The sequence below is a fragment of the Cellulosimicrobium sp. MI9406 genome (assembly GCF_040595865.1).
Taxonomy (GTDB): Bacteria; Actinomycetota; Actinomycetes; order Actinomycetales; family Cellulomonadaceae; genus Cellulosimicrobium; species Cellulosimicrobium funkei.
Genome location: NZ_JALIZI010000009.1, coordinates 56,274 through 82,307, shown reverse-complemented (window position 1 = coordinate 82,307; position 26,034 = coordinate 56,274). Strand labels below are relative to the sequence as shown.

The 26,034-nt window shown below is 75.2% G+C and carries 20 protein-coding genes; 10 read left to right on the top strand and 10 right to left on the bottom strand.

The window, feature by feature from the left end:
- Window positions 1–28: 28 nt before the first annotated feature.
- Genes MT994_RS16650 through MT994_RS16635 form a run of 4 tightly spaced genes read right to left on the bottom strand, consistent with a single transcriptional unit; the run spans window position 29 to window position 3,944 of the window.
- A complete protein-coding gene (locus tag MT994_RS16650) occupies window positions 29–1,240 on the bottom strand; it encodes a glycosyltransferase family 4 protein (RefSeq protein WP_354807142.1) in 1,212 nt (403 codons plus the stop codon).
- Between the two features lie 6 nt (window positions 1,241–1,246).
- Window positions 1,247–2,251 (bottom strand): Gfo/Idh/MocA family oxidoreductase, encoded by a 1,005-nt coding sequence (locus MT994_RS16645; RefSeq protein WP_354807141.1) that lies wholly within the window; start codon window positions 2,249–2,251, stop codon window positions 1,247–1,249.
- On the bottom strand, window positions 2,251–3,351 hold the full coding sequence (locus tag MT994_RS16640; protein WP_354807140.1) for a DegT/DnrJ/EryC1/StrS family aminotransferase: 1,101 nt from the start codon (window positions 3,349–3,351) through the stop codon (window positions 2,251–2,253). Before MT994_RS16640 ends, MT994_RS16645 begins: the two co-directional genes overlap by 1 nt.
- Window positions 3,348–3,944, bottom strand: coding sequence for an acyltransferase (locus MT994_RS16635; protein ID WP_021479751.1), 597 nt, complete (start codon window positions 3,942–3,944; stop codon window positions 3,348–3,350). Before MT994_RS16635 ends, MT994_RS16640 begins: the two co-directional genes overlap by 4 nt.
- A gap of 155 nt (window positions 3,945–4,099) precedes the next feature.
- Here MT994_RS16635 and MT994_RS16630 point away from each other — a divergent pair, with 155 nt between their 5' ends.
- The 4 genes from MT994_RS16630 to MT994_RS16615 all read left to right on the top strand — a co-directional run bounded on the left by MT994_RS16630 (window position 4,100) and on the right by MT994_RS16615 (window position 8,049).
- Window positions 4,100–4,819: a glycosyltransferase family 2 protein gene (locus MT994_RS16630; protein ID WP_354807138.1), complete on the top strand. Its 720-nt coding sequence runs from the start codon at window positions 4,100–4,102 to the stop codon at window positions 4,817–4,819.
- A gap of 10 nt (window positions 4,820–4,829) precedes the next feature.
- Entirely contained in the window at window positions 4,830–5,252 is a 423-nt protein-coding gene (locus tag MT994_RS16625) for a DUF2304 domain-containing protein (RefSeq protein WP_086150833.1), read from the top strand.
- Between the two features lie 75 nt (window positions 5,253–5,327).
- Entirely contained in the window at window positions 5,328–6,608 is a 1,281-nt protein-coding gene (locus tag MT994_RS16620) for an LCP family protein (RefSeq protein WP_354807136.1), read from the top strand.
- Between the two features lie 4 nt (window positions 6,609–6,612).
- Window positions 6,613–8,049, top strand: a complete 1,437-nt coding sequence (locus MT994_RS16615) for an LCP family protein (protein ID WP_354807134.1) — start codon at window positions 6,613–6,615, stop codon at window positions 8,047–8,049.
- Window positions 8,050–8,052: 3 nt separating this feature from the next.
- Here the strand turns inward: MT994_RS16615 and MT994_RS16610 are convergent, their stop codons facing one another.
- From MT994_RS16610 to MT994_RS16600, 3 genes are all read right to left on the bottom strand, one after another.
- A complete protein-coding gene (locus MT994_RS16610; RefSeq protein ID WP_354807133.1) occupies window positions 8,053–10,203 on the bottom strand; it encodes an acyltransferase family protein in 2,151 nt (716 codons plus the stop codon).
- Window positions 10,204–10,330: 127 nt separating this feature from the next.
- Entirely contained in the window at window positions 10,331–10,870 is a 540-nt protein-coding gene (gene purE / locus MT994_RS16605; protein WP_074807746.1) for a 5-(carboxyamino)imidazole ribonucleotide mutase, read from the bottom strand.
- The gene (locus tag MT994_RS16600) at window positions 10,867–12,108 is read right to left on the bottom strand and encodes a 5-(carboxyamino)imidazole ribonucleotide synthase (protein ID WP_354807131.1); all 1,242 of its coding nucleotides are present in this window, start codon (window positions 12,106–12,108) and stop codon (window positions 10,867–10,869) included. The genes purE and MT994_RS16600 overlap by 4 nt, the downstream gene beginning before the upstream one ends.
- Window positions 12,109–12,218: 110 nt before the next feature.
- On the opposite strand from MT994_RS16600, the gene MT994_RS16595 reads away from it, so the two are divergent.
- The gene (locus tag MT994_RS16595; RefSeq protein WP_354807129.1) at window positions 12,219–12,770 is read left to right on the top strand and encodes a GtrA family protein; all 552 of its coding nucleotides are present in this window, start codon (window positions 12,219–12,221) and stop codon (window positions 12,768–12,770) included.
- Between the two features lie 21 nt (window positions 12,771–12,791).
- On the opposite strand, the gene MT994_RS16590 is transcribed toward MT994_RS16595, so the two are convergent.
- Both MT994_RS16590 and MT994_RS16585 read right to left on the bottom strand, forming a co-directional pair.
- On the bottom strand, window positions 12,792–14,123 hold the full coding sequence (locus MT994_RS16590) for an ATP-binding protein (protein WP_086150836.1): 1,332 nt from the start codon (window positions 14,121–14,123) through the stop codon (window positions 12,792–12,794).
- Window positions 14,124–14,166: 43 nt separating this feature from the next.
- Entirely contained in the window at window positions 14,167–14,850 is a 684-nt protein-coding gene (locus MT994_RS16585; protein WP_031316534.1) for a response regulator transcription factor, read from the bottom strand.
- Window positions 14,851–14,954: 104 nt separating this feature from the next.
- Here MT994_RS16585 and MT994_RS16580 point away from each other — a divergent pair, with 104 nt between their 5' ends.
- From MT994_RS16580 to MT994_RS16560, 5 genes are all read left to right on the top strand, one after another.
- A complete protein-coding gene (locus MT994_RS16580) occupies window positions 14,955–16,511 on the top strand; it encodes a histidine kinase (RefSeq protein WP_354807127.1) in 1,557 nt (518 codons plus the stop codon).
- A gap of 42 nt (window positions 16,512–16,553) precedes the next feature.
- Window positions 16,554–17,288: a response regulator transcription factor gene (locus tag MT994_RS16575; protein ID WP_021482457.1), complete on the top strand. Its 735-nt coding sequence runs from the start codon at window positions 16,554–16,556 to the stop codon at window positions 17,286–17,288.
- Window positions 17,289–17,506: 218 nt separating this feature from the next.
- Window positions 17,507–18,328, top strand: a complete 822-nt coding sequence (locus MT994_RS16570) for an ABC transporter ATP-binding protein (protein ID WP_021482458.1) — start codon at window positions 17,507–17,509, stop codon at window positions 18,326–18,328.
- A gap of 23 nt (window positions 18,329–18,351) precedes the next feature.
- The gene (locus MT994_RS16565; protein ID WP_354807125.1) at window positions 18,352–20,886 is read left to right on the top strand and encodes an FtsX-like permease family protein; all 2,535 of its coding nucleotides are present in this window, start codon (window positions 18,352–18,354) and stop codon (window positions 20,884–20,886) included.
- A gap of 112 nt (window positions 20,887–20,998) precedes the next feature.
- The gene (locus tag MT994_RS16560) at window positions 20,999–25,348 is read left to right on the top strand and encodes an FtsK/SpoIIIE domain-containing protein (protein ID WP_354807124.1); all 4,350 of its coding nucleotides are present in this window, start codon (window positions 20,999–21,001) and stop codon (window positions 25,346–25,348) included.
- Window positions 25,349–25,370: 22 nt separating this feature from the next.
- On the opposite strand, the gene MT994_RS16555 is transcribed toward MT994_RS16560, so the two are convergent.
- Window positions 25,371–25,832 carry a hypothetical protein gene (locus tag MT994_RS16555; protein WP_354807123.1) on the bottom strand — a complete coding sequence of 154 codons (462 nt, stop codon included), beginning with the start codon at window positions 25,830–25,832 and terminating at the stop codon, window positions 25,371–25,373.
- Window positions 25,833–26,034: the final 202 nt, after the last annotated feature.

The window sequence follows — 26,034 nt, the reverse complement described above, 5'->3', positions numbered from 1 at the left end:
GACGGGCAGTCGGGCGCGACGCGGCCGGTCAGCGACGGCGCGAGGTGGGTGTCGCCGCGTCGAGCACGAGCTCGGCCGCTCGACGCCCGGTCGCCTCGGCGGACGCGTTCCGGCGCACCCAGTCGGCGAGCTCCGTCCGTCGCTCCGCGCTGGGAGCGTCACGAAGCGCCGCGACCATGGCGGCCGCCACCTGGTCCTCGTCGTAGTCGGTCGCCCAGCCGAGGCGTTCGTCCTGCACGGCCCGATGCGCTGGACCCGGGCCCGCGAAGACGACAGGCGTCCCGCACGCCACGGAGGCGAACACCTTGGTGGGGAACGCGAAGTCGTACCCCAGCCCAGGGCGCAGGCTGACGAGCCCGGCGCGCGCTGATGCGAGCGCGGCGGCGGCCTCTGCCGGGGGGACGCTGCCGCGGAGCTCGACAGAACCCGGGGGGAGCTGAGCAGCGACCCGCTCGATCTCCCGCCACTCCGACCCCTGGCCGAGGAACACCAGCCGCGCGTCCGGCACCGTCGCGAGCACCTTGCGGAAGGCGGCGACGAAGATCGACGCCCCCTGCCACTCCGAGGCGGTCCCGGCGTACACGAGGGTGGGACGGCTGGCGGTCCCCTGCTCGGCCGCGCCCGGTTCCACGGTCTCCGGGCCAACGGGCCGGAAGACGGTCGTGTCGATCCCGTTGCGCACGACGGCGACGTCTCGGCCGCCCAGAGCGCTGACCCGTTCGGCGACCCCGTCGGACACCGCGAGCACCCGGGACGCACCGCGGAACGCGAACGACTCCATCGCCCGGACGACGCGGCGCACCACGCGCGGCGCATCGGTCGACTCGGTGGCATCGGACCAGACGTCAGCGGCGTAGTAGACGTACGGGACGCGCCGCAGCGCGCACGCGATGCGCACGACCACGCCCGTGGTCGGTGGCGGTTCGACGACGACGACGTCCGGACGGCGGCGCAGCGACAGGACCCGGAAGAACGCCGGCACGTCGAACGAGAGGTAGCAGGCGTATCCCCGCACGTAGCCCTCGGCGTCCCGCAGCACCGGGAACCGACGCACGTCGGCACCGGCGTCGTCCCCGGCCTCCTGGCCTCGCGGTGGGCACACGGTGAGCACGGTCGGGGAGGCGCCGGACCGGACGAGCGCGCCCACGAGAGCCGACAGCCGAAAGGACGCGGCGGCGGGCTCCGGGGCGAAGATGCGAGAGACCAGGAGAGGGCGGGGCGGGCCGCCGACACGTGCCACGCTGGCTCACTCCGCCGTGTCGTCGGCGATGTGCACGGCGCGGCCAAAGCGCGCCGACTCGAGGACGGCCTCTGCCACCTCGAGGGTGCGCAGCCCTTCCCGCATCGTCACCACGTCCTGCCGCTCGCCCAGGACGGCGTCGCGGAAGGCCTCGTGCTCGACGCGGAGCGGCTCCCGCTTGGCGAACGCGTAGCGCGTGACGTCGCCCTCGGAGACGCCCCGGAACGCCGAGACGGCCTCCCACTCCGTGGGGATGACGCCGTTCGCGTAGAACGTGAGGTCGGCGGTGCCGGTGTCCGCGACGAACGCTCCGCGCTCCCCCGTCACGATCGTCACCCGCTCCTTCATGGGCGACAGCCAGTTGACGACGTGGTTGGTCACGACGCCGTTCTCCAGCCGGCCCGTGGCGGTGACCATGTCCTCGTGCGGGCGTCCGCTGCGGTGGGTCGTCTGCGCCGCGACCGAGCGGTACGGGCTCTGCGCGACCCAGGCAGTCAGGTCGATGTCGTGGGTGCCGAGGTCCTTGACGACGCCGACGTCGGCGATGCGCGCGGGGAAGGGTCCCTGGCGCCGCGTCGCGATCTGGAAGACCTCGCCGAGCTCGCCGGCCTCCGTACGACGTCGCAGCTCCTGGAGCGCGGGGTTGAAGCGCTCGATGTGCCCGACGGCGCCGACCAGCCCGGCGTCCTCGAACGCCGCGGCGACCTTGCGCCCGGCGTCGCTCGTCGCGGCGATGGGCTTCTCGACGAGGGTGTGGACACCGGCGGCGGCGAGGGCGAGGGCCACGTCCTCGTGGAAGACGGTCGGGACCGCGACCACGGCCATCTGGATCCCGGCGGCGATCAGCGCCTCGACGTCGGGCAGGACGTCGAGGTCACCCGACACGCCGTAGGGGTCGCCGCCCGGGTCGGCGACGGCCACGAGGTCGACGCCGTCGATCTCGCGGAGCACCCGGGCGTGGTGCCGTCCCATGGCGCCGAGCCCGATGAGGCCTGCGCGGAGGTCGGCCATCACGCACCTGCCTTCACGACGGTGTTGACCGCGGTGACGATACGGTCGAGGTCGGCCTGGGTGAGCGACGGGTGCACGGGCAGGGAGATGACCTGCTGCGCCGCGATCTCGGTCTCCGGCAGGTCGAGGCCCGGCGCGAAGTGCCGCAGGCTCTCGAGCCGGTGGTTGGGGATCGGGTAGTAGACGCCCGAGCCCACGCCGTGCTCCTCCCGGAGCGCGGTCACCACGCCGTCGCGGTCGTCGGCGACCCGGATCGTGTACTGGTGGTAGACGTGCACCGCGCCGTCGGCGACGGGCGGCGTGACGACACCCTCGAGGTTCGCGCTGAGGAACGCGGCGTTGCGCCGGCGGTCCGCGGTCCAGCCCTGGACCTTGGTGAGCTGGACCCGGCCGATCGCGGCGTGGACGTCGGTCATGCGGGCGTTGAAGCCGACGACCTCGTTCGCGTACTGACGCTCCATGCCCTGGTTGCGCAGCAGCCGGACGTTGCGGGCGACGTCGTCGGTCGCGCAGGACACCATGCCGCCCTCGCCCGACGTCATGTTCTTCGTCGGGTAGAGGCTGAACATCGCGAACGTGCCGAACGAGCCGACCGGACGACCGTCGAGCGTCGCGCCGTGCGCCTGGGCGGCGTCCTCGAAGAGGAGGAGACCGTGCTCCTCGGCGACCGCTCCCAGCGCCGTCATGTCCGCGGGGTGGCCGTAGAGGTGCACCGGCATGATGGCCTTGGTGCGCTCGGTGATCGCGGCGCGCACCGCGTCGGGCGACAGGCAGAAGTGGTCCGGCTCGATGTCCGCGAACACCGGCGTCGCACCGGTCAGCGCGACCGAGTTCGCGGTCGCCGCGAACGTGAACGACGGGACGATGACCTCGTCGCCGGGGCCGATGCCCGCGGCGAGGAGGCCCAGGTGGAGCCCGGAGGTCCCGGAGTTGACGGCGACGCACGTGCGCCCGCCGACGAGCACGTCGGCGAACTCCTGCTCGAACGCAGCGACCTCGGGGCCCTGAGCGATCATCCCGCTGCGCAGGACGCGGTCCACTGCCGCGCGCTCGTCGTCCCCGACGATCGGCTTCGCCGCGGGGATCAGTGTCTGGCTCATTCGGCCGCAACCTCTCTGATGGACTCGTCGTGCTCTTCGTAGCGGGCGCCCGTCACCGGGCACACCCAGTGGTCGCCCTCCGGCCGCAGGGGCTGGCCGGCACGACCCACCCAGCCGACCCGCCGCGCGGGCACCCCGACGACGATCGCGTGGTCGGGGACGTCCTTGGTGACCACCGCCCCGGCGGCGACGGTGGCCCACGCCCCGACCGTCACGGGTGCGACGCAGACCGCCCGCGCGCCGATCGCGGCGCCCTCGCCGATCGTCACGCCGACCGCGTGCCAGTCGTCGGCGCTCTTCAGCGAGCCGTCGGGGTTGACCGCACGCGGGTAGGTGTCGTTGGTGAGCACCGCCGCGGGACCGATGAAGACGCCGTCCGCGAGGGACGCCGGCTCGTACACGAGCGCGTAGTTCTGGACCTTGCAGTGGCGCCCCATGCGGACCCCGGTCCCGATGTAGGCGCCGCGACCCACCACGCACGCCTCCCCCATCGTGACGCCCTCGCGCACCTGCGCGAGATGCCAGATCTGGCTGCCGTCCCCGATCGACGCGTCGTCGGCGACGTCGGCGCTGGGGGCGATGCGAACACCCATGCTCGTGCGGCTCCTAGGTAGAGAGTGGGGCAGGCCCGCCACAGGGCGCCGCATCACTGTAACGGCACGTGGCGTGGGCAAGGCTACCTTCGGCCTGAGGCCCGGACGAGCGACGAAGGTCCTGAGGAGCCCGCAGCTCCTGCGACAATATCGCCATGCATCCACCGGACGCCGTGACCGCGGGCGCCGCAGCCACCCGGCCCGACCCGCAGGACGACGTGTGGCTCGTCATCCCGTTGTTCAACGAAGCGACGGTCATCGCCGACGTCGTGAAGAACGCCATGACGGTGTTCGGCCACGTCGTCTGCGTGGACGACGGCAGCTCGGACTCGTCGGCGGCGCGGGCGCGCGGCGCGGGCGCGACGGTCCTTCGCCATGCCGTCAACCTCGGCCAGGGTGCCGCGCTCCAGACAGGCATCGAGTTCGCCCGAGAACAGGCTGGCTGCCGTTACATCGTCACGTTCGATGCCGACGGACAGCACCGGGTCGAGGATGCCCTCTCGATGGTCGAACAAGCGCGCCAGGACGACCTGGCGATCGTCTTCGGCTCCCGCTTCCTCGACGACCGGACGAAGCCCGGACTGATCAAGCGCCTGGTGCTGCGCACTGCAGTCTGGTTCACGAACCAGAGCACGGGCCTCCGTCTCACCGACGCGCACAACGGCCTCCGGGTCATCCGTTCAGACGCAGCGGCGGGCGTCGACCTCCACCAGGACCGGATGGCCCACGCCAGCGAGATCGTCCTCCAGCTCGGACGGACGGGTCTGCCCTGGGGCGAGCATCCCGTGCACGTCCTCTACACCGACTACTCCCGCGCAAAGGGTCAGTCGCTGTGGAATTCAGTCAACATCCTCGTCGACCTGGTCTTCAAGTAGGGACACGCACATGCTCATCCAGGTCCTCCTCGTCGTCGCGATCGGCGTCGTGACCATCTTGCTCACCCGTTCGACCGCGAACGCCCGGCACCAAGCGATCCGACGGCTCCTTCTCGTCGGGTTCGTCGTGGTCGCGGTGCTCTCCGTGATCTTCCCGGAGTGGCTCACCTACTTGGCGAACGCCCTCGGCGTGGGTCGAGGCACCGATCTCTTGCTCTACGCGCTGGTCATCGCCTTCGTCAGCTACATCGCCACGAGCCATCGCCGTTCCGCGCTGCTCGAGCGCAAGCTGACGGTGCTGACGCGCGAACTGAGCCTTGCCGAAGCGGAACTCCGACGCGTGGACGACTCCCTCGAGCACGACGAAGCCTCCGAGGACGGTGCGGCCGTCGAACGGCACGCACCAGAGAAGGACGGCACCAGCGCGCGCTGACCTGCACAAGTCCTCTACGGGCTGAGCCCCGGCCGCGCGCGGGGACGATGCACGCGCGGCCTATGCTCGACTCCCGTGACGTCCCGTACCCGTGCCCAGGACCGCGCCGAGGCGGCAGCCTCGTCGGCGCGCGGGCCCGCGCACGCCCGGACGCAGCGCTCGCACCGTGTGGCGCGCACGGTCGGTCTCGTCGCCACCGCGGCGCTCGCGTTCGGGGCGGTCGGCGGGGCGTCGGCGCTGTCGAACATCCAGGGCAACATCACGTCGTCGGGCGCGCTCGACCTGCTCGACGACCGTCCCGCGCAGACCACCCCGGACCCGAGCGACCCGAACGCCGGGAAGCCGCTCAACATCCTCGTGATGGGGTCGGACGCGCGCGGCGGGGAGAACGGCCACGAGGTCGAGGGCGTCGAGGGCATGCGCTCGGACACGACGATCCTCGTGCACGTGTCCGCCGACCGCTCGCGCGTGGAGATGATCTCGATCCCGCGCGACTCGCGCGTCGACGTGCCGGCGTGCACCACGACGAACGGGAAGACGACCGCGCCGGCGAACACGCGCTTCAACGCCGCTTTCGCCAACGGGGCGACGGTCGGCGGGGACGTCGACTCCGCGGCGGCGTGCACGGTGCGGACCGTCGAGAGCCTCACCGACGTCTTCGTCGACGGCTTCGTCGTCGTCGACTTCGCGGGCTTCCAGAACATGGTGTCGGCGATCGGCGGGGTGCGCATGTGCATCCCCGAGGCGATCGACTCCCCCAAGGCGGACCTGCAGCTCGCCGCGGGGTGGCAGACGCTCGACGGCGCCCAGGCGCTCGGCTTCGCGCGCGCCCGGTACGGGGTGGGCGACGGGTCGGACCTCAGCCGCATCGGCCGGCAGCAGCAGCTCCTCGCCGCGACGGTGAACCAGGTGCTGTCGAAGAACGTGCTCTCGGACCTCGGCCAGATCTATGGCTTCGTCGACGCGGGCACCAGGTCGCTGACGATGAGCGACAACCTCTCGTCGATCCCGAGCCTCGCCGGGCTCGCCTTCAGCCTCCGGGGCACGTCGAGTGGCAACATCACCTTCATGACCGTTCCCCACGCGCCGGACCCGCGGGCTCCCGACGCGAAGGTCGTCTGGACGCCGGAGGCCGACGAGCTGTGGGCGAAGGTGCGCGCGGACGAGCCGGTCGTCGCGCCCGCACCCGCGGCCGACCAGCCGGCCGACGACGCCGCGACCGACGCGCCGCCGGCCGCCGAGGGCGACGACGCCCCGGCGCCGGGCACCGCCGCGGACGAGCCCGCGCCGGTGCAGACGAAGGAAGCCGGCAAGGAGGCGTTCTCCGCCGCCGACGAGACCGCGCAGTGCGGGTGATCCCATGACCGACTCCCGCGACCCCCGCTCGCTGCCCCCGAGCTTCACGCCCCAGGGCGGCCGCTCGCCCCGGCCCACCTCGGCCGACGATGCGATCGCCGTCGGGAACAGCGGTCGCCCCCGCCCGCCGGCCCGACCCGTGCCCGACGACGCCGTCCGGGCCGAGCCGCGCATCCGGCGTCAGTCCTCGCGGGAGATCCCCGTGACCCCCGCCCGCAAGGGCACCCCGCCCCCGGCGCCGCCCGCAGGGCGCACGCGCCCCCGGAACGAGCCCGCGGCCTCGGCGCTGCCCCCGTCCGTCGCCCCGACGCGGTCGCCCGAGCGCTCGGCTCCCGCCCGCGTCTCGTCGTCCCCGCACGCGAGCGCGCGCGCCGCGACCGCGAGCCCGGGACGGGGCCCCGCGCCGGTGTCCCGTCCGCGCCCGGGCGGTCCCGGCCGCCCCGGCGACGGCCGCTCGCCGTCGACTGCCGGCGCGTCCCGTCCCGGCGGCGGCTTCCGCGTCCGCAAGGGCCGCATCGTCGGGCTCGTCGCCGGCGTCGTCATCGTCGCGCTCCTCGCCTGGCCCGTCGGCCTCCTCATCTGGGCCAACGGCAAGATCCAGCACGTGGAGGCGCTCTCCGGCGCTCCTGGTACCGCGGGCAACACCTACCTGCTCGCCGGGTCGGACGCGCGGGGGGACGGTATCAGCGAGGACGGCACCGAGGGCGCCCGCACCGACACGATCATGGTCCTCCACGCGCCGCCGAGCGGCCCGGTCGCGCTCATCAGCCTGCCGCGCGACACGTACGCGGAGATCCCGGGCAACGGGTCGAGCAAGCTCAACTCGGCGTACTCCTGGGGCGGTCCGGCGCTGCTCGTGCAGACCGTCGAGCAGCTCACCGGCCTCACGGTCGACCACTACGTCGAGGTCGGGTTCGGCGGTGTCGAGGGGATCGTGGACGCCGTCGGCGGCGTCGAGCTGTGCCTCGACTACGACGTGGACGACCCGAAGAGCGAGCTCGTCTGGACGGCGGGCTGCCACGTGGCCGACGGGCACACCGCGCTCGCGTTCTCGCGCATGCGGTACTCGGACCCGCAGGGCGACATCGGACGGGCCGAGCGTCAGCGCCAGGTCATCGGCGCGATCAGCTCGCAGGCCGCGGACCCCGGCATCCTCTTCCGCCCGGGCGACCAGGTCTCGCTGCTCGACTCCGGGCTCGGGGCCCTCACCGTCGACGAGAAGACCGGCATCGTGGACCTCGGCAAGCTCGCGCTCGCCTTCCGCAAGGCCAACGGGCCCGACGGCATCACCGGCACCCCGCCGATCTCGAACCCCGACTTCCGCCCCGGCGGCAACCTGGGGTCGACCGTGCAGCTCGACCCCGAGACGGTCGGCCAGTTCTGGGTCGACATCCGGGACGGCAACCTCGCGCCCGGTCAGGTGGGCGGCCTCCCCCGGTAGCGCTCACCACCACCCGGTCGCGGCGCCGAGCCGCTCTTCGAGGACCGGACTGAGCGTCACCGCGTACGTCGCAGTCAGGTGGTTGTCGTCGCGGTACACGAAGCGATTGCCCTGGACCGCGCGGCAGACACGCTCGGGGCACAGGACGTCGTTGAGGTCGAGGGCTGTCGCGTTCCAGAGGTCCTGGACAGCGTCGACGGCGGGGTCGACGTCGTCCAGCACGTCGCTCCAGGCGAATGCGCACTCGTCCGACTCCCAGCCGTGAACGGCCACGCAGTCCGGCATCCACACCGGGAACCAGGGGTTGTCGCGGATGGCCACGACCGGGATGTGGTGCTCGGCGAGACGCTCCCACGCGCGGACATACTCGTCAGGCACGACCTCGCGCGGCGCCTCCGACAGGGACGGGCGCGTGGAGGTCGTGATGACGAGGTCGGGCTTGATCGACAGGACGTAGTCGAGAGCCTGCCCCTGCCAGGTCGTGCACTCGCCGTCCCCCGTACCGTCCACGGGATCGATGAAGAGGCACCCGGCCTTGAGGACCGGCACGATGCGAAGGCCGCGCCGTTCGGCCACAGGCTCGAGCGCGGCGAACCAGTGTTCGCTGTGCGAGGCGCCGACCAGAGCGACGACCGTCGACGCCTCGGCGGGGCCGTACGAGCACTGCTTGACGTCGCTCTCCCCGTTCCCGGTCATGCAACCGTCGGCGACGACACGTGACGTGTCCTCGGCCACCGTCTCCAGCGCGGGCACCGGGTGGACGGGCGAAGCGCCGTACACGCCCGGCTCGAGGACTGAGAGCGCGCCCGGGTAGACGGTGACGTCCATGTCCCGGACCGCCCCCTCGTAGGCACGCTGGACCCACGCGACATGGGCGTTCCACGCGATCGGCGTCAACGCGACGAGTGCGGTGACCGCCGCGACCACGGTACGCGTCGCCCCCCAGGCCCGCGCTGCGGGTAGCCCGGTGAAGACACGCTGAGGCCGACGGAGCGTGTCCTCGACGAAGTGCTTCGTCAGTGCGGCGAGCACGGCCGAGAGAAGGAGCACGCCGGCCCCCGCCAACCATCCCACGGGACGGTCCCGCACCACGACGGCGAACACGAGCACCGGCCAGTGCCAGAGGTAGAACGCGTACGCGTAGCCACCGGCACGTGCGACGGCGGGCTTACCCAGGAGACGTGACACGGATCCCGCCGGCGCTGCGTGGCCCGCCGAGGCGCCTGCGACGACGACGAGCGCCGCGCCGGCGAGGGGGACGAGCGTGGCGGGGCCCGGGAACAGCGCCCCGCCGTCCACCAGGACCCCGCTCGCGACGACGAGGGCCACGCCGACCCAGCCCACGACGACGGCCCACCGGCCGTGCAGACGGACCCGCGCCACGAGCACCGCGAGCACCACTCCCACGAGGTACTCCCACGCGCGGGCAAACGTGTCGTAGTACGTGAACGCCTGGTCGGCGCGCACACCGAGCGCCGCGTGGACGAACGACGCCACGGCGAGGACGACCACGGTCGCGTGCACGACGACGAGCCGCCGCTCGACGCCGGCACGGCCCGCCAGCCACCAGACGATCAGGAGCAGGACGGGCAGCCCGACGAAGAGCTGGCCCTGGACCGAGAGCGACCACACGTGCTGGAGCGGGCTCTGGGTGGCGTCCGCGGCGCCGTAGGCCTGCTCGGCGGCGGCGAGCCGCCAGTTCTCCACGTACAGCAGTGACGCGAGCGTCTCGCCGGAGACGCCCGTCCAGCGGGTCCGTGGCAGCAGGGTCGCGCTCGCGACGAGGACCGCGGCCAGCACGACGGCGAGCGCGGGCAAGAGCCGGCGCGCGAGCCGCGGGACGTACGTTCGCAGCCGCACCGGCGTGCCGCGGGCGAACGAGCGCAGCAGGCTCCCGCCGACGAAGAACCCGGAGAGCATGAGGAAGACGTCGACCCCGCCCGAGACCCGGTGGACCCAGACGTGGTAAATGGCGACGAGCACCACGGCGAGCGCACGCAGCCCGTCGAGGTCGTGCCGGTAGCCGTCCCGGGCCGGGACACTTCGGGGGCGGGCGTGCCGGGGGACCAGGCCCGTCAGCGGGGCGACGGTCTCCGGGGTCGCGTAGGACGACGCCGTCGGCGTCGTCCCGTAGGACAGGTGCGGTACTGCCACGTGCGCGTTCTCCGGAGGGGTGTCGGACCGACCCGTTCCGGCCGTCTCAGGCCTCGCCCCCGCGTCGCGGGAGGCTCCCGCAGGCTAACCCGGCACCCGCCCGGCGCAGAAACCCGTGGCGTGTCGGTCAGGCTCCGAAGCCGGTGCGCTGCCCGCCGGCGCGCGACGCACGCAGCCGGGCGCCCTTCGCGCGCGCCTGGTCTCCCAGGTCCGCCTGGAAAGCGACCATGCGCTCGCGCAGCCGCGCGGCGTCGTCGTCGGTGCCCGCGGCGAGGATGCGCGCGGCGAGCAGGCCCGCGTTGCGCGCGCCGCCGACGGAGACCGTCGCGACGGGGACGCCCGCGGGCATCTGCACGATCGACAGCAGCGAGTCCATGCCGTCGAGGTGGCGCAGCGGCACGGGGACGCCGATGACGGGCAGGGGCGTGACGGCGGCGAGCATGCCCGGCAGGTGGGCCGCTCCCCCGGCGCCCGCGACGATCACGCGCAGGCCGCGCTCCGCGGCGGTGCGGCCGTAGTCGATCATCTCGACGGGCATCCGGTGGGCGGAGACGACGTCGACCTCGACGGGCACGTCGAACTCGGCCAGCGCGTCGGCGGCGGCCTCCATGACGGGCCAGTCGGAGTCCGACCCCATGACGATGCCGACGACAGGGTTCTGGCTCATGCGCGCTCCTCGTTCGGGTCGGTCGCGGGGTGCTCGCCCCGCAGGATCGCGGCGGCGGCCAGGGCCCGACGCCGGACCTCGTCCAGGTCGTCGCCGCTCACGTTGACGTGGCCGAGCTTGCGCCCGGGGCGCACGCCCTTGCCGTAGAGGTTGACCCGGGCGTCGGGGAACGCGGCGAGGACGTCGGGCAGCGCGTCGGTGAGCTCGTCGAGGGTCGAGCCGAGGACGTTCGCCATCACGGTCCAGCGCGCGGTCGACGCGGTGGCGCCGAGCGGAAGGTCGAGCACGGCGCGCAGGTGCTGCTCGAACTGGCTCGTCACCGCGCCGTCGATCGTCCAGTGGCCGGAGTTGTGGGGGCGCATCGCGAGCTCGTTCACCAGCACGCGCGGGCCCTCCTCCCCTGCGACCTCGAACATCTCGACCGCGAGCACCCCCGTTACGCCGAGCCCCTCGGCGATCCGCACGGCGGCGTCGCGTGCGCGCTCCGCCTCGGCGTCGGTGAGGCCGGGCGCGGGCGCGATCACCTCGGCGCACACGCCGTCGCGCTGGATCGACTCCACGACGGGCCAGGTGCGCACCTCGCCCCGCCCGTCCGCGCCGCCGCTCGGGCGCCGGGCGACGAGCACGGCGAGCTCGCGCGTGAACGGGACCTTCTCCTCGACGAGGAGCTCGGGGCCGTCCGTCGCGGCCGACTCGATCCACTCCGCCACCTGCTCGGGGCCGCTCTCCGCGGCCGAGACCACGCGGACGCCCTTGCCGTCGTACCCGCCGCGCGCCGTCTTCACCACGGCCTCGCCCCCGACCTCGGCGAGGAAGTCGGTGAGCGCGGCCCGGGCCGCGGTCGGGTCCGTGGGGAGCGCGGCCCAGCGCGGGCACGGCACGCCGAGCTCGGTGAGCCGGCGGCGCATGACGATCTTGTCCTGGGCGTGGACGAGCGCGTCCGGGCCCGGGCGCACGGGCGTGCCGTGCTCGAGGAGGTCGGTGAGCAGCGCGTTCGGGACGTGCTCGTGCTCGAACGTCAGGACGTCCGCCGGGGCGGCGCCCGCGGGGGCGATGAGGGAGCGCACCGCGGCCTCGTCGGACGCGACGCCGACGGGCGCGTCCACGACGACCTGGGCCGCGGACGAGTCCGCGGCCTCCACGAGCACGCGCAGGTGCACGCCGAGCTCTCCGGCCGCGGGGGCCATCATGCGTGCGAGCTGTCCTCCGCCGACCACGGCGATCACTGGGGCTGCCACGTGCACCCACCCTAGTGCCTGGCAGTGGGTCGACCCTCCTTCGACCGCCCGTCGGACGGACGGCGGACGGCACCCGGGCGGGGCCCAGGACCGGCCGGTAGCCTCGAGGGGTGGTGAGCGACCTGGACCGGCGAGCGGAGACGTCCGCGACGTCCGGGTCGCGCCGCGAGCGCGTGCTGGCGCGGGTCCGCGAGCTCGCGAAGTTCGGGTCGGTCGGCGCGCTCGCGTACGTAGTCGACCTGGGCCTGTTCAACCTGCTCAGCTTCGGCCCGGGCGAGCTGCTCGGGCACAAGCCGCTCACCGCGAAGATCGTCTCCGTCGCCGTCGCGACGCTCGTGGCGTGGGTCGGCAACCGGTACTGGACGTTCTCGGACCGGCGCACGCAGTCGCGCGGGCGGGAGCTCGCGGCGTTCGTCGTCGTCAACGTGGGCGGCATGCTCATCGCGGTGGGGTGCCTCGCGATCTCGACGTACGCGCTCGGGCTGACGTCGCCGCTCGCCAAGAACATCTCGGCGAACGTCGTGGGGCTCGCCCTGGGCACGGCGTTTCGCTACGTCGCGTACCGCCACCTCGTCTTCACGGGAGACCGCCCCGACGCCGCGACCCCGGCGAAGACCGCGGACGGCGCGACGCGCCCCCCTGCGGACGTGCGGGCCGACTGAGCCGCGCGCGTCCCGGACGTGTCAGCCGCGTCGGCGCCGACGCCGGCCGCCGGCCGCGACCGCCGTCCCGGTCGGCAGCACGACGCGCGGGTCGAGGCGTCGCGGCACCCCCGCGAGGAAGAGCGCGAAGACCGCGGGCCGACGCTGCGCGAGCTCCAGGCGACCGCCGTCGGACGCGGCGAGATCTCGGGCGAGCGCGAGGCCGAGGCCGGTCCCCGCGCCCGAGGTGACCTCGCGCTCGAAGATGCGCGGCGCGAGGTCGTCGGGGACGCCCGCGCCCTCGTCGGACACCTCGGTGACGATGGCGCCGCTCGTGCCGGACGGGCGCGCGCGGACCGTCGTCGTGCCGCCGCCGTGCTTGAGGGAGTTCTCGATGAGCGTGGCCAGGACCTGCGCGAGCGCGCCGGGCGTCGCGAGCACCTGGTACTCGGGCGGCACGTCGACGACGAGGCGGCGCCCCGCCTTCGCGAACGTCGGCACCCACTCCTCCTCCTGCTGGTGCACGACGTCGAGCAGGCTCACGGCCTCCGTCGTCCCGCCCTGCGCGCGCCGGGACGACGCGAGGAGGTCGTCGACGACCCCGACCAGCCGCTCGACCTGCTCGAGGGAGATCCGCGCCTCCTCCTGGACGGCCGGGTCGTCGGACGCGAGGGAGATCTCCTCGAGCCGCATGCTCAGGGCCGTGAGGGGCGTGCGGAGCTGGTGCGACGCGTCGGCCGCGAACTGGCGCTCCGCGGCGAGCCGGCCCGCGAGCCGGTCGGAGCTGCGCGCGAGCTCGGCGGCGACGAGGTCGATCTCCTCGACGCCCGAGGGTTCGAGCCGTGGGCGCACCTGCCCCGAGCCGAGCTGCTCCGCCGACGCCGCGAGGTACACGAGCGGCGCGGCGATCCGGTTCGCTTGCCACACGGCCATCCCGATGCCCGCGGCGAACGCGACGATCGCCGCGGCCACGACGAGCAGCACGACCTGCGCGGCCTGGAGATAGGCGTCCCAGTAGGAGACGGTGAGGGTCACGAGCGCGCCCGAGTCGGAGTGCAGGGGCTGCTCGATCTCGCGGCCGGTGACCTCGTCGCCCGCCGTGAGCACCGTGCCGTCGGGCAGCGCGACGTAGACGTGCGCCGGCGGGTCGCTCGCGCGCGGCTGGACCGCGTCCTCGATGACGTAGTCGGGGATCTCGTCGCCCGCCGCGAGGCGCGCGTCGATGGACCGGGACAGGCGCTCCACGCGGGAGGAGACGTCGTCGACCTCGCCCTGGAGCACGAACCGGGCGCCGTAGAAGGCGAGGGGGAACCCGAGGAGGATCACGGCGACGGCCACGGCCGCCACCGTCGCCTGCAGCATCCGACGCCGCACGCTGCTCCTCGCTCCCCGTGTCCCTCGTCCCGTCAGGGGACGGTCAGCTCTCGCCGGTCTCGAAGCGGAATCCGAGGCCCCGGACGGTCGAGATGTAGCGCGGCGCGTTGGCGTCGTCGCCGAGCTTGCGGCGCAGCCACGACACGTGCATGTCGAGCGTCTTCGTCGAGCCGACGGGCTCCGAGCCCCACACGTCGCGCATCAGGGCGTCGCGGACGACGACCGAGCCCGCGCTCGCGACGAGCACGCGCAGCAGCTCGAACTCCTTGGTGGTCAGGTGGAGCTCGCGCTCGCCCTGGAACGCCCGGTGCGCGGAGACGTCGATGCGGACGTCCTGCGCCGCGAGCTCCTCCTCGTCGACCTGCTCGCCGTGCGAGCGGCGCAGGAGCGCCCGGACCCGGGCGAGGAGCTCCGCGAGGCGGAACGGCTTGGTGACGTAGTCGTCGGCGCCCGCGTCGAGCCCCACGACGAGGTCGACCTCGTCGGCGCGCGCGGTGAGCACGAGCACGGGCGTGGTCAGGCCCTTGTGACGGATCTCGCGTGCGACGTCGAGGCCGTCCATGTCCGGAAGGCCCAGATCGAGCACCACGATGTCCGCACCGCTGGCCGAGTCGATCGCCCCTTGACCAGTTCCTTGGACGACGACGTTGTAACCCTCACGTGTCAGTGCGCGCGCCAAAGGTTCGGCAATCGCCGGGTCGTCCTCCGCTAGCAGTACGTGGGTCATTCGCTCATGCTAGGGCATCAGTACGACTTCGGTCCCATCGTGCCCGGTGAACTCTGCGACCCTGGTCGGACGCCGCGCGACCACCCGCTGCCTAGGCTGGACGCATGGGTTGGTACGAGCGCCTCGGGCAGTGGTCCGACGAGCACCGCTTCGGTGTGGACCTCACCGTCACGCTCGTCCTCGCGGTGGTGTTCGTGCCCGCGTCGGCGGCGTTCTCCGCGTCCGGCGCGAGCGGCGTCGGCACGAGCGGCGGCTGGGCCGCGTTCTGGGCCGTGCTGCTCCTCGCGCCGCTCCCCTGGCGACGCTCGCACCCGCTCGCGTCGGCGGTCACGGTGTACTCGGTCGCGCTCGTGCACCTGCTCGCGGGCTACCTCCTCATCTTCCCCGCCGACTTCGCCGTGCTCGTCGCGCTCTACTCGGTCACGGTCTACGGGCCGCGCTGGGCGCACCGCACCGCGATCGTCGCCTCGCTCGTCGGCGCGGTGGTCCTGGGCGTCGCGCTCGGGCTGCTGTCGGGCCGGCTCACCGACCTCGCGCTCATGGTGTTCCTCACGTCCGCGTTCGGCGGGATGACGTTCCTCGCCGTCTGGGCGTTCGGCCTCGTGCGGCGGTCCCGGCGCGAGACGATCGCCGCGCTCGTCGACCGCGCCGAGCGCCTCGAGGTCGAGCGCGACCAGCAGGCCCAGATCGCGACCGCCGCCGAGCGGGCGCGCATCGCCCGCGAGATGCACGACATCGTGGCCCACTCGCTGTCCGTCATCATCGCCCAGGCCGACGGCGGCCGGTACGCCGCCGCCAACGACCCCGACGCCGCGGCCCGCGCGCTCGCGACCGTCTCGGAGACGGGCCGCACCGCCCTGGCCGACATGCGCCGTCTGCTCGGCGTGCTGCGGTCCGAGCCGCCGCGCCCGCCCGCGCCGGGGGCCGCCGTCGGGCCCGCGGGCACCCTGGCGCTGCCCGCGGGGCGCGGCGGCGTCCCCGGCCCGGGCTCGCCGTCCGGACCCGGTGCGGCCACGCAGCAGCTCCCGGGGAACCCCCCGCCGGCCGCCCTCGAGCGCGCGCCGCAGCCTGACGCCGCCGACCTCGAGAGCCTCGTCGCCCAGGTGCGCGACAGCGGGATGCGCGTGTCGTTCGTGCGCGTGGGCGAGGCGCGCACCCTGCCGCCCGGGGCCGGGCTCACGGTCTACCGCGTCTGCCAGGAGGCGCTCACCAACGTCCTCAAGCACGCGGGACCGGACCCGGAGGTCACGGTCGTCGTGCGCTGGGGCGCCACGACCCTCGACCTCGAGATCGAGGACGACGGCCGCGGCGCCTCCAGCGCGGCGGAGGCCCGGCAGGACGCCCGCTCCGGCGGGTACGGCGTGCTCGGCATGCGCGAGCGGGCCGCGCTCTTCGGCGGGTCCGTCCAGGTGGGGCCGCGCGCGGGCGGCGGGTTCCGCGTGCACCTGCGCCTGCCCGTGCCGCCGGTCCCCGGTCGCTCGCCCGCGCCGCCCGGCCCCGCGCCGTCGGGACCTGTGCCGCCGGGCCCCGCGCCGTCTGGCCCCGTGCCGTCGGGGCCCGCGCTGCCGGGCAGGTCGGGACCGTCGGGCAGGATGGGACCGGGCAGGACGGCCACGGGACCGGCGCCGGGCCTGTTCGCCCCGCCCCCGCCGCCCCCCTGACCCGCGCGCGAGCCCTCCGACCAGACCGACCGACAGGACACCATGACCGACGCCCTCCCCGTGCCCGGCGACGCGTACGCCACCGAGCCGCACGCCCCCGTGCGCATCGCGCTCGTCGACGACCAGCAGCTCGTGCGCGCGGGCTTCCGCATGGTGATCGACTCCCAGCCCGACCTCACGGTCGCCGTCGAGGCGGGCGACGGGCTCCAGGCGCTGCGCCTGCTCGCGGACCACGCGGTCGACGTCGTGCTCATGGACGTGCGCATGCCGCACCTCGACGGGCTCCAGACGACGGCCCGCCTCACCGCGGCGGCGGCCGACGGCGCGCACGCCCCCAAGGTCATCGTCCTCACGACGTTCGACCTCGACGAGTACGTGCTCGAGGCCATCCGCTCGGGCGCGAGCGGCTTCCTGCTCAAGGACGCGCCGCCCGAGGAGATGCTGGCCGCGATCCGCACGGTGCACCGTGGCGACGCGGTCATCGCGCCGTCGTCCACGCGGCGCCTGCTCGAGCACCTCGTGACGGCGCTGCCCGCCGAGCAGGTCCAGGACTCGCCCGCGCACGCCGCCGTCGAGGGCCTCACCGAGCGCGAGCGCGAGGTGCTCGTGCTCATGGCGCGCGGCCGCTCCAACACCGAGATCGCGAGCGACCTGTTCGTCGCCGAGGCGACGGTCAAGACGCACGTCGGGCGCATCCTCGCCAAGCTCGGTGCGCGCGACCGCGTGCAGGCCGTCGTGACGGCCTACGAGACGGGGCTCGTGCGCCCCGGCGCCTGACCTGCTCCGCCCGCGCCCCACCGGTCCCCGACCGGTGGGGCGTCGTCGTGTCCACCCTGGGCGGGGCACTCCTACGACCAGAGGATGACCCGGCCCGCGGCCATGACCCGACCGTCGCCGGACGCGGCGGGCCGGGCCTGCTCCGTAGCGTCGTCCACGATCCCGACGCACGCCCGCGACCACCGGTCCGCGTGCGGCACGACGAACCAGGAGACGACGTGGACACGACCGTGTACCGACCCACCGACCCGGCCCCCGCCGGCCCGCCCGCGGTGCGGGCCCGCACGCTGCGCAAGACCTACGGCACGGGCGAGGCGGCGGTGCACGCGCTCGACGGCGTCGACGTGGACTTCGAGCGCGGACACTTCACGGCCATCATGGGGCCGTCGGGCTCGGGCAAGTCGACGCTCATGCACCTGCTCGCGGGCCTCGACACCGCGACGAGCGGGCACGCCTTCATCGGGGACACCGAGGTCACGGGCCTCAACGACAACGCGCTCACGCAGCTGCGCCGCGACCGCGTGGGCTTCGTGTTCCAGTCGTTCAACCTCCTGCCGATGTTCACGGCGGAGCAGAACATCACGCTCCCCGTGGAGCTCGCGGGCGGCAAGGTCGACCGTGCGTGGTTCGAGACGCTCGTGCGCACGCTCGGCCTCGAGGCGCGCCTGAGCCACCGCCCGAGCGAGCTGTCCGGCGGGCAGCAGCAGCGCGTCGCCATCGCGCGCGCCCTCATCGCCGGCCCGGAGGTCGTGTTCGCCGACGAGCCGACGGGCAACCTCGACTCGCGCTCGGGCGCGGAGGTGCTGAGCTTCCTGCGCCGCTCGGTGCGCGAGCTCGGCCGCACCATCATCATGGTCACGCACGACCCGACGGCCGCCGCGTACGCGGACCGCGTCGTGCTCATCGCCGACGGGCGCATCGCGGGCGACATCACCGACCCGACGCCCGAGTCGGTGCTCGCGGGGCTCGACGCGCTCCGCACGCTCGACGCCGGCACCGACGGTCCCGCCCCGACGGCGTCGCAGGCGGTGCGCGCCTGATGTTCCGGCTCACCCTGGCGCAGATGCGCCGCAGCATCGGCCGCCTCGTCGCGGCCGGCGTCGCGATCGTCATCGGGACGGCCTTCGTCGCGGCGACGCTCATCGCGGGCAACGTCATCACCCAGACCACGAACGACTCGATCGCCGCGCAGTACGCGGACGCCGACCTCGTCGTGTCCGCCCCGGACGACCTCACCGCGCCCGACGTCGAGGCCCTGCGCTCCGTGCCCGGCGTCGAGGCCGTCGACGCCACGTCGTTCACCTACCTCGACCTCTCGCACGGCGCGAAGCGCGTGTTCCAGCTCGGCGTCCCGGCGCCGTCCGACCCGCGCTTCGAGGCGCTCGAGGTCGTCGAGGGCTCGATGCCCACCGCGTCGGGCCAGGTCTCGCTGCCCACCGCCGTGGCCGAGCGCCTCGGCGTCGGGATCGGCGACACCGTCACGAGCTCGCGCAACGTGTGGGACGAGACCGCGCCCGACGGCGGCGACTACACGGAGGTCCACGACAAGCTGACCGTCGTCGGGACGACCGACGACCCGTACGGCGCGTACGCCCAGATGGGCGGCGCCGTCGTCGTCCCGGCCGAGGACGTCGCCGCCTGGGAGGCCGCGCAGGCCACGCCCGACGACCCGGCCCGCACCTACTCGTCGGCGATGGTGGCCCTCGCGCCCGGCACGGACCTCGAGACGGCGCGCGCCGAGCTCGTGGCTGCCTCGCCGGACGGGGCGAAGGCCGTCACGCCGGACGAGCACGCGCAGGAGCAGGCGCGGAAGATGACCGGCGACCAGGACGTCTTCACGTACGTCATCCTCTCGTTCGCCGCCGTCGCGCTGCTCGTCGCCGCGCTCGTCATCGCGAACACGTTCCAGGTCCTCGTCGCGCAGCGCACGCGCACCCTCGCGCTCCTGCGGGCGGTCGGCGCGAACAAGGCGCAGCTCGCCCGGTCCGTGCTCACCGAGGCGACGATCCTCGGCATCGTGTCGTCGCTCGCCGGCATCGTCCTGGGCGGCCTGCTCACGCAGATCGCGCTGCTCGTCGCGCGCGGCGCCGACCTGGGCGTCCCGGTCCCCGCGACCATCACGGTCACGCCCGTGGTGGTGCTCGTGCCGCTCGTGGTCGGCACGCTCGTGACGGTCGTCGCGTCGCTCGCGCCCGCCCGCGCCGCGACCCGCGTCGCCCCGCTCGAGGCGCTGCGCCCGGCCGACGCGCCGAGCATCCTGCGCGGGGGCGGCCGCGCGCGGCTCGTCGTCGCGTCCCTGCTCACGCTGGGCGGCGTCGCCGTCCTCGCGGGCGGGATCTGGCTCGGACTCACCGACAAGCCCGAGATCGGGCTCCTCGCCGGGGTCGCCGGCGGCGCGCTGTCGTTCGTGGGCGTCCTCGTCGGAGCGGTCTACTGGCTGCCCGCCGTCGTGTCGTTCGTCGGCCGCCTGCTCGCGGGCACCGGGTCGACGGCGCGCCTCGCCACCGCGAACACGCTGCGCAACCCCCGCCGCACCACAGCGACGAGCACCGCGCTGCTCATCGGCGTCACGCTCGTCGCGATGATGTCGACCGGCGCCGCGAGCGCCCGCACCTCGCTCGACGCCGCGCTCGACGACCAGTACCCCGTCGACGTCATGGTCGCGACGGACGCGTACGGGTCGACCGGTGAGCCCGTGCCGTCCGACGTCGTGCGCGCCGTCTCCGGTACCGAGGGCGTATCGCGCGTCGTCGAGCTGTACGCCGCGACGGTGACCATGCCGGACGGCACCGAGACGTCGTTCCACGGGGCCGACCCCGACGCCGCACGCTCCGTGGTGCGGACGCCGGACGACCTCGCGGCCTTCGGTCCCGGGACGCTCCTCCTCTCGGAGGGCGAGGCGGAGAACTACGGCCTCGCGGACGGCGAGACCGCCGAGCTCACGGGCCCGACGGGCGAGACGCTCGACGTGACGGTCCGCACCGGGGGGATCGGCTCCGGCGGGCTGCTCACCGTCGACGACGCGCGCGCCGTCGACCCGACGAGCCTCATGTCCCGGCTGTGGGTCGGCCTCGACGACACCGGCGCCGCCGCACAGGTGGTCCCCGCGATCCAGGACGCCGTCGTGGAGTCGGACACGCCCGTGGAGGTCGCCGGGATCGCCGTCGAGCGGGCGGCGATGCAGAGCGTCATCGACACGATCCTCGGGGTCATCATCGGGCTGCTCGCGGTCGCGGTCGTCATCGCGCTCATCGGCGTGGCGAACACGCTGTCGCTCTCGGTCATCGAGCGGCGACGCGAGTCCGCGACGCTCCGGGCGATCGGCCTCAGCCGCTCCCAGCTGCGCTGGATGCTCGCGATCGAGGGCATGCTCATCGCGGGCGTCGGGGCGGTCCTCGGGATCGTGCTGGGCGTCCTCTACGGGTGGGCCGGAGCGGCCACGGCGCTGAGCGTCATGGGCGATGTGTCGCTCGCCGTGCCGTGGCGCGACATCGCGCTCGTGCTCGTGGTCGCGCTCGTCGCGGGGCTCGTCGCCTCCGTCGTCCCCGGCCGCACCGCGGCCCGGACGTCGCCCGTCGCGGCGCTCGCCGTGGACTGAGCGACACGCCCCACCGGCCGTCGGCCGACGCGCGCCCCTGTGGACGGATCCCCGTCCACAGGGGCGCGGTCGTGCGCGGCCGGTGCGGACCGCCGTCGGGCACGATCGCCGGGTGCTCTCCCCCGCCCCGCCCCTCGCTCCCGGTGCACCGCCGGGCAGCACGCCCGCGCCCGGGACCGACGGCGGGGCGTGGGTGCGCGTGACCGTCCACCCGGGCACGGACGTCCTGCTCGCCGCGGGCACGCGCCTCGGCGACGCGCGACCCGCACTCGCCGACCTCGGGTGCCGTCCCGAGCTGCGCACGGCGCCGCTGGCCGTGGACGGCGTCCCCGTCGACGACGACCAGCGCTGCGGCTCGCGCCCGCTGCTCCCCGGGGCGACGGTCACGGTCGTGCGGGCGGGGTCGGCCCCCCGGTGCCGCGACGCCGGGCCCGTGCCGGAGGACGTGCTCGCGGCGCCCCGGCACGTCGCGGTCCTGGGCGGCCCGGACGCCGGGCGGCTCGTCGCCGTCGGGCACGGCGACCGGGGACGCACCCGCGTCGACCGGCTCGACGTCCGCTGGCGCACCACGCGGCGCGGGTCCCGGGTGCGGGTGCGCGTGCCCCGCGGCACGCGCAGGGTGCCCGACGACGCGGCCCTCCTCCGTGCGCGCCCGGCCCGGGCCGGTCGGCGGGTGGGCTCGTGGCGCGCGGTGCGCTGGCGCGTCGGCCGCGCCCTGGTGACGCCCGACGGCGCCTACGCCCTGCGCGCGCGGCCCGCGCTCGTGCACGGTCCGCGGTCCGGTCCGGCCGTGGGTCCGGACCGTCCCGTCGAGGCCGGCCGCCTCGGGACGGCGCCGCTCGCGACCGCGCTCGTGCCGGCCGTCGCGTCGGTCGGGCTCGCGGTGGCGCTGCGCCAACCGCTCCTCGCGCTGCTCGCGCTCGTCGGGCCGCTCGCGGTTCTCGGTCCCGCGCTCGCCGAGGCGCGCCGTCGCCGCGCCGCGCAGCGCGCGGCACCGCCCGGGGCCCCGCCGGACGTCGGGGCCGCCCCCGGCACCGTGCCGGTGGACCCGCTGCACCCCCGGCCCGCCGACGTCCTGCTCTGGGCGACGATCGCCCGGCTCGCCCCGGGCGCCGACCTGGCGGGGGCAGCGGGGGCGGCGGGCGCTCTCTCGGCGCACGCCGGGTCGTCAGGGGCGGCGCCGGGAACGACCGTCGGCACGACGTCCGGCGGGTCCGTGGGCGCGACCGGTGGCGGGGCGCCGCTCGCGGCGTCGGGTGGGACGAGCCCGTCGCGGGCCCGGCTGCCGGACGGGTGCGTGGCCGTCGTCGGGCCCCGGGACGTCGCGCTCGCCGCGGCCCGGGCCCTGCTCGTGGAGGTACTCGCCTCGGGGGCGCCACTGACGGTGCGGCCCGCGGCGCAGGACGCGCCCGCGTGGTCGTGGTGCCGCTGGCTGCCGCACGCCCGCGCCGTCCGGACGCTCGACGCCGTGGCCGCCGCCGACCCGCCCGGCCTCGTCGTCGTCGACGGCCCGGTGCCTGCGGGCGAGCTCGCCCGGGCGTGGGAGCGGTGCGCACCCGTGGGCACGGACGTGCTGCTGGTGCTCGGGGACCGGGCGCAGGTCCCGGCGTGGTGCCGGACGCTCGTCGACGTCTCGGGAGCCGTCGCCGTCGTCACGGGTCCCGACGGCGCCCGGACGCCGCGCGAGCACGTCGGCGTGAGCGCCGGGTGGGCGCTCGGCCTCGCGCGGCGGCTCGCCGCGGCCGAGCACCTCGGCCGGCTGGGCACCGGGGACGGGGACCGTGCGGGTGAGCCCGACCCGGGCGACCCCACGGCGCGGTCGCTGCCGTCGGCGGTCGCGCTCGGTCCCCTGCTGGGCGCACCGCGAGCGCCGGACCGGCTCGCGACGTGGGTCGCCGAGCGCTGGCAGGACGCGGCCCGCCGGGACGGGCACGGCCTGCGGACCGTGCTCGGCGTCGGGCCCGGGGGCGCGCCCGTCGCCGTCGACCTCGTCCGCGAGGGGCCGCACGCGCTCGTCGCCGGCACGACGGGCGCCGGGAAGTCCGAGCTCCTGCAGTCCCTGGTCGCCGGGCTCGCGCTCGGACGCTCGCCCGACGAGCTGTCGTTCGCGCTCGTCGACTTCAAGGGTGGCGCGAGCTTCGGGGCGTGCGGCCGGCTGCCGCACGTCGTGGGCCAGGTGACCGACCTCGACCCGGGGCTCGCGGGACGGGCGCTGGCCGGGCTCCGGGCCGAGCTGCACCGGCGCGAGCGGATCCTCGCCGCGGCGGAGGTCGCGAGCATCGACGCCCTCCCCCGGGGACGGCTCGCGCGGCTCGTGGTCGTGGTGGACGAGTTCCGCGCGCTCGCCGACGACCTGCCCGACCTCGTGCCCGGGCTGCTGCGTGTTGCCGCGCAGGGCCGGTCGCTCGGCGTGCACCTGGTCCTCGCGACGCAGCGGCCCGCGGGCGCCGTCAGCGCCGACGTGCGGGCGAACGTCACGCTGCGGATCGCGCTCCGGGTCGTGGACGTCGCCGACTCGCGCGACGTCGTCGACTCGCCGCACGCGGCCCGCGTCCCGGCATCGACGCCCGGGCGCCTGGTCCTGCGCCGCGGCGCCGAGCCACCGGTGGCCGTGCAGTGCGCACGAGCCGGCGGGCCGCTCGCCCTGCCGGAGGCGCGCGTGCGGCTCGCGGACCCGTGGGGCGCTGGACGCGGCCCGGGCGGGCCCGTGCCGGGCTCGGCGGACGACCACCTGCCGCTGCTCGTCGCGGCGGCATGCGAGGTCGCGGCGCGCTCGGGACTGCGCCCCCACCCCGCGCCGTGGCTCCCCGCCCTGCCCGCTCGCGTCGGGCCCGACGAGCTCGCCAGGGTCGACGGGATCGACGGGATCGACGGGATCGACGGCGAGGCGGTGCGCTCCGACGACCGCGCGCTGCCCGTCGCGCTCGGTGACCTGCCGGCCCTACAGCGCCGCACGGTGGTCCGCTGGGACCCGCGCGACGGTCATCTCGCGGTCCAGGGCCGGCCCCGGTCGGGCCGCACCACGGCCCTGCGCACCGTCGGGCTGGCCGCGCTCGACCGCGGCTGGGCGGTCCACGCGATCGGGTCGGGGCTCGCGGACCTCGCGGCGCACCCCGGCACCGGCACGGTCGTGGACCGGAGCGACCCGCGCCGTGTCGTCCGCCTTCTCCGGCTCCTGGCCGGTCACGACGACGGTCAGTCCCGACCCGCGGGGCTCGACCGCACGACCGGGCGCACCCTCCTCCTCGTGGACGACGTCGAGGCCGTGCGCGGCGTGCTCGCCGGCGTCGCGGGCGGGGCCGGCGCCGACGCCCTCGCGGACGTGCTCGCCGACTCCCCCACGGCGGTCGCCGTGAGCGCGAGCGGGCCGACGGTCGGCGGCCTGGCGTCGCTCGTCGGCGTCAGAGCGGTGCTGGCCTCGCGCGACCGCCACGACGACGTGTCGCTGGGCGTGCCAGCAGCGCTCGCCGGGCAGGGCGGACCGCCCGGCCGGGCGGTGTGGCTCGGGCCGGGCGACCCGCTCGTGTGCCAGGTCGCGCTGCCACCGACCGTCGCGCGAGGACGAGCACGGCGCCCGGCACCACCCCGCCGGGGCGCGTTCCGGCTGCACCCGCTGCCCGACGACGTCGACTCCGTCGATCTCGACGTAGCCGGGCACGCGCCGGGCGGGGGCTACCCGAGCTCCGCCGCCGTCGTGGCGGAGCCGGACAGCCGAGCCGTCGCAGAGGTCGCGGTCGGCCGGGGCGGCGACGACGGGCGGACGCTGTGGATGGACGTCGGGCGCGGCGCGCTCGTCGTCGGGCCGCCCGGGAGCGGCCGCACGAGCACGCTCGCGCTGCTCGCCCGGCACGCGGCCGCCACCGGCCGGCTCCGCGCGGTCGTGACCCGCGACGACGCGCTGGCGGGCGCCGTGATGGCCACCCACGGACGCACGACGCGCACCACCAACCCGACCAGGAGCTCGAGCAGGACGGCCGTCGGGAGAGCGAGCGGCAAGAGCCACAGCAACGGCAACGAGAAAGGGAACGGGAACGGGGCGATCGTCGTGCGGCGGTACACGCCGGCAGACGTCGCGCGCCTCCTCGACACGCTGGAAGCAGGTCAGGGCGCTGAGACGTTCCCGAGCAGGGCGACGGCGCCGCGGGTCGTGGTGGTCGACGACCTGGACGTGCTGACCCAGCCCTGCGTGCTGGAGGCCGACCGGCTCGCGGCGCTGTGCCGTGACGGGCTCGTGCTGCTCGCGTCGGCGACCACGGGTGCCGCGGCCTCAGCCTTGCGCGGTCCGCTCGCGGACCTGCGCGGGGCGCGCAGCGGGATCGTCCTCGCGCCGCGCGAACGCGGGAGCGCCGAGGTGTTCGGGCACGGGCTGGAGTGGCTCGCCGAACCCGGCCGGCCCCGACCGGGTCGCGGGGTGCTGGTCCAGGGCGCGCGGCTGGCGCCGCTCCAGGTCGCCCGACCGTGACGGCCGAGTCAGGACCCGGGAGTCAGGCGGCCGGGCGGACGTCGCGCGTGGTCGCCTCGACGACGGGACGCAGCATGAGGAGGACGAGCACCACGACGGCGAGCACGAGCGCCACGACGACCCACGGGGTCACGCCCACCTGGAGCGAGCTCACCGCGACGACCCCCTGGAGGATCTGCCAGGTCGCGACGGGCGACCGCGCCCAGCGCTGCCCGCGCAGCAGCCCGCGCACGCTCGCGGCGAGCACGGCCCCCACGCCCAGGGCGAAGACGACGAGGAAGACGCTCACCCCGAACGACTGCGAACCACCGCGGAGGAGCTCGACGAGGATCAGCACGGCGCCCACCGCGAGCGCGGCGATCTCGATGCCGACCCCGGCGACGAGCGCCGTCAGCGCGGGCGGCCGCGGCCCCCCGTCGGACGACGGTCCCGGGGGCGTCGGGCGGGGCTCGGGCGGGGTTCCGGAGGGCTCGCGGGAGGGCACGATCACCCAGCGTACGCGCCGACCTGCGGCTTCACACCCGTGTGACGAAGGCCTCACGATTCATGCGACGGAAACTTTCTCGTAACCCCTTGTGCTGTGCTTCACGAGGTGTGAACCTGGTTCAAGCATCAATCACCCCCCGCCTCGAGCCCTTGGCCCGGGCAGCCCCCTGCCGGGTCGCCCAGCGACGAGTCATCACCTC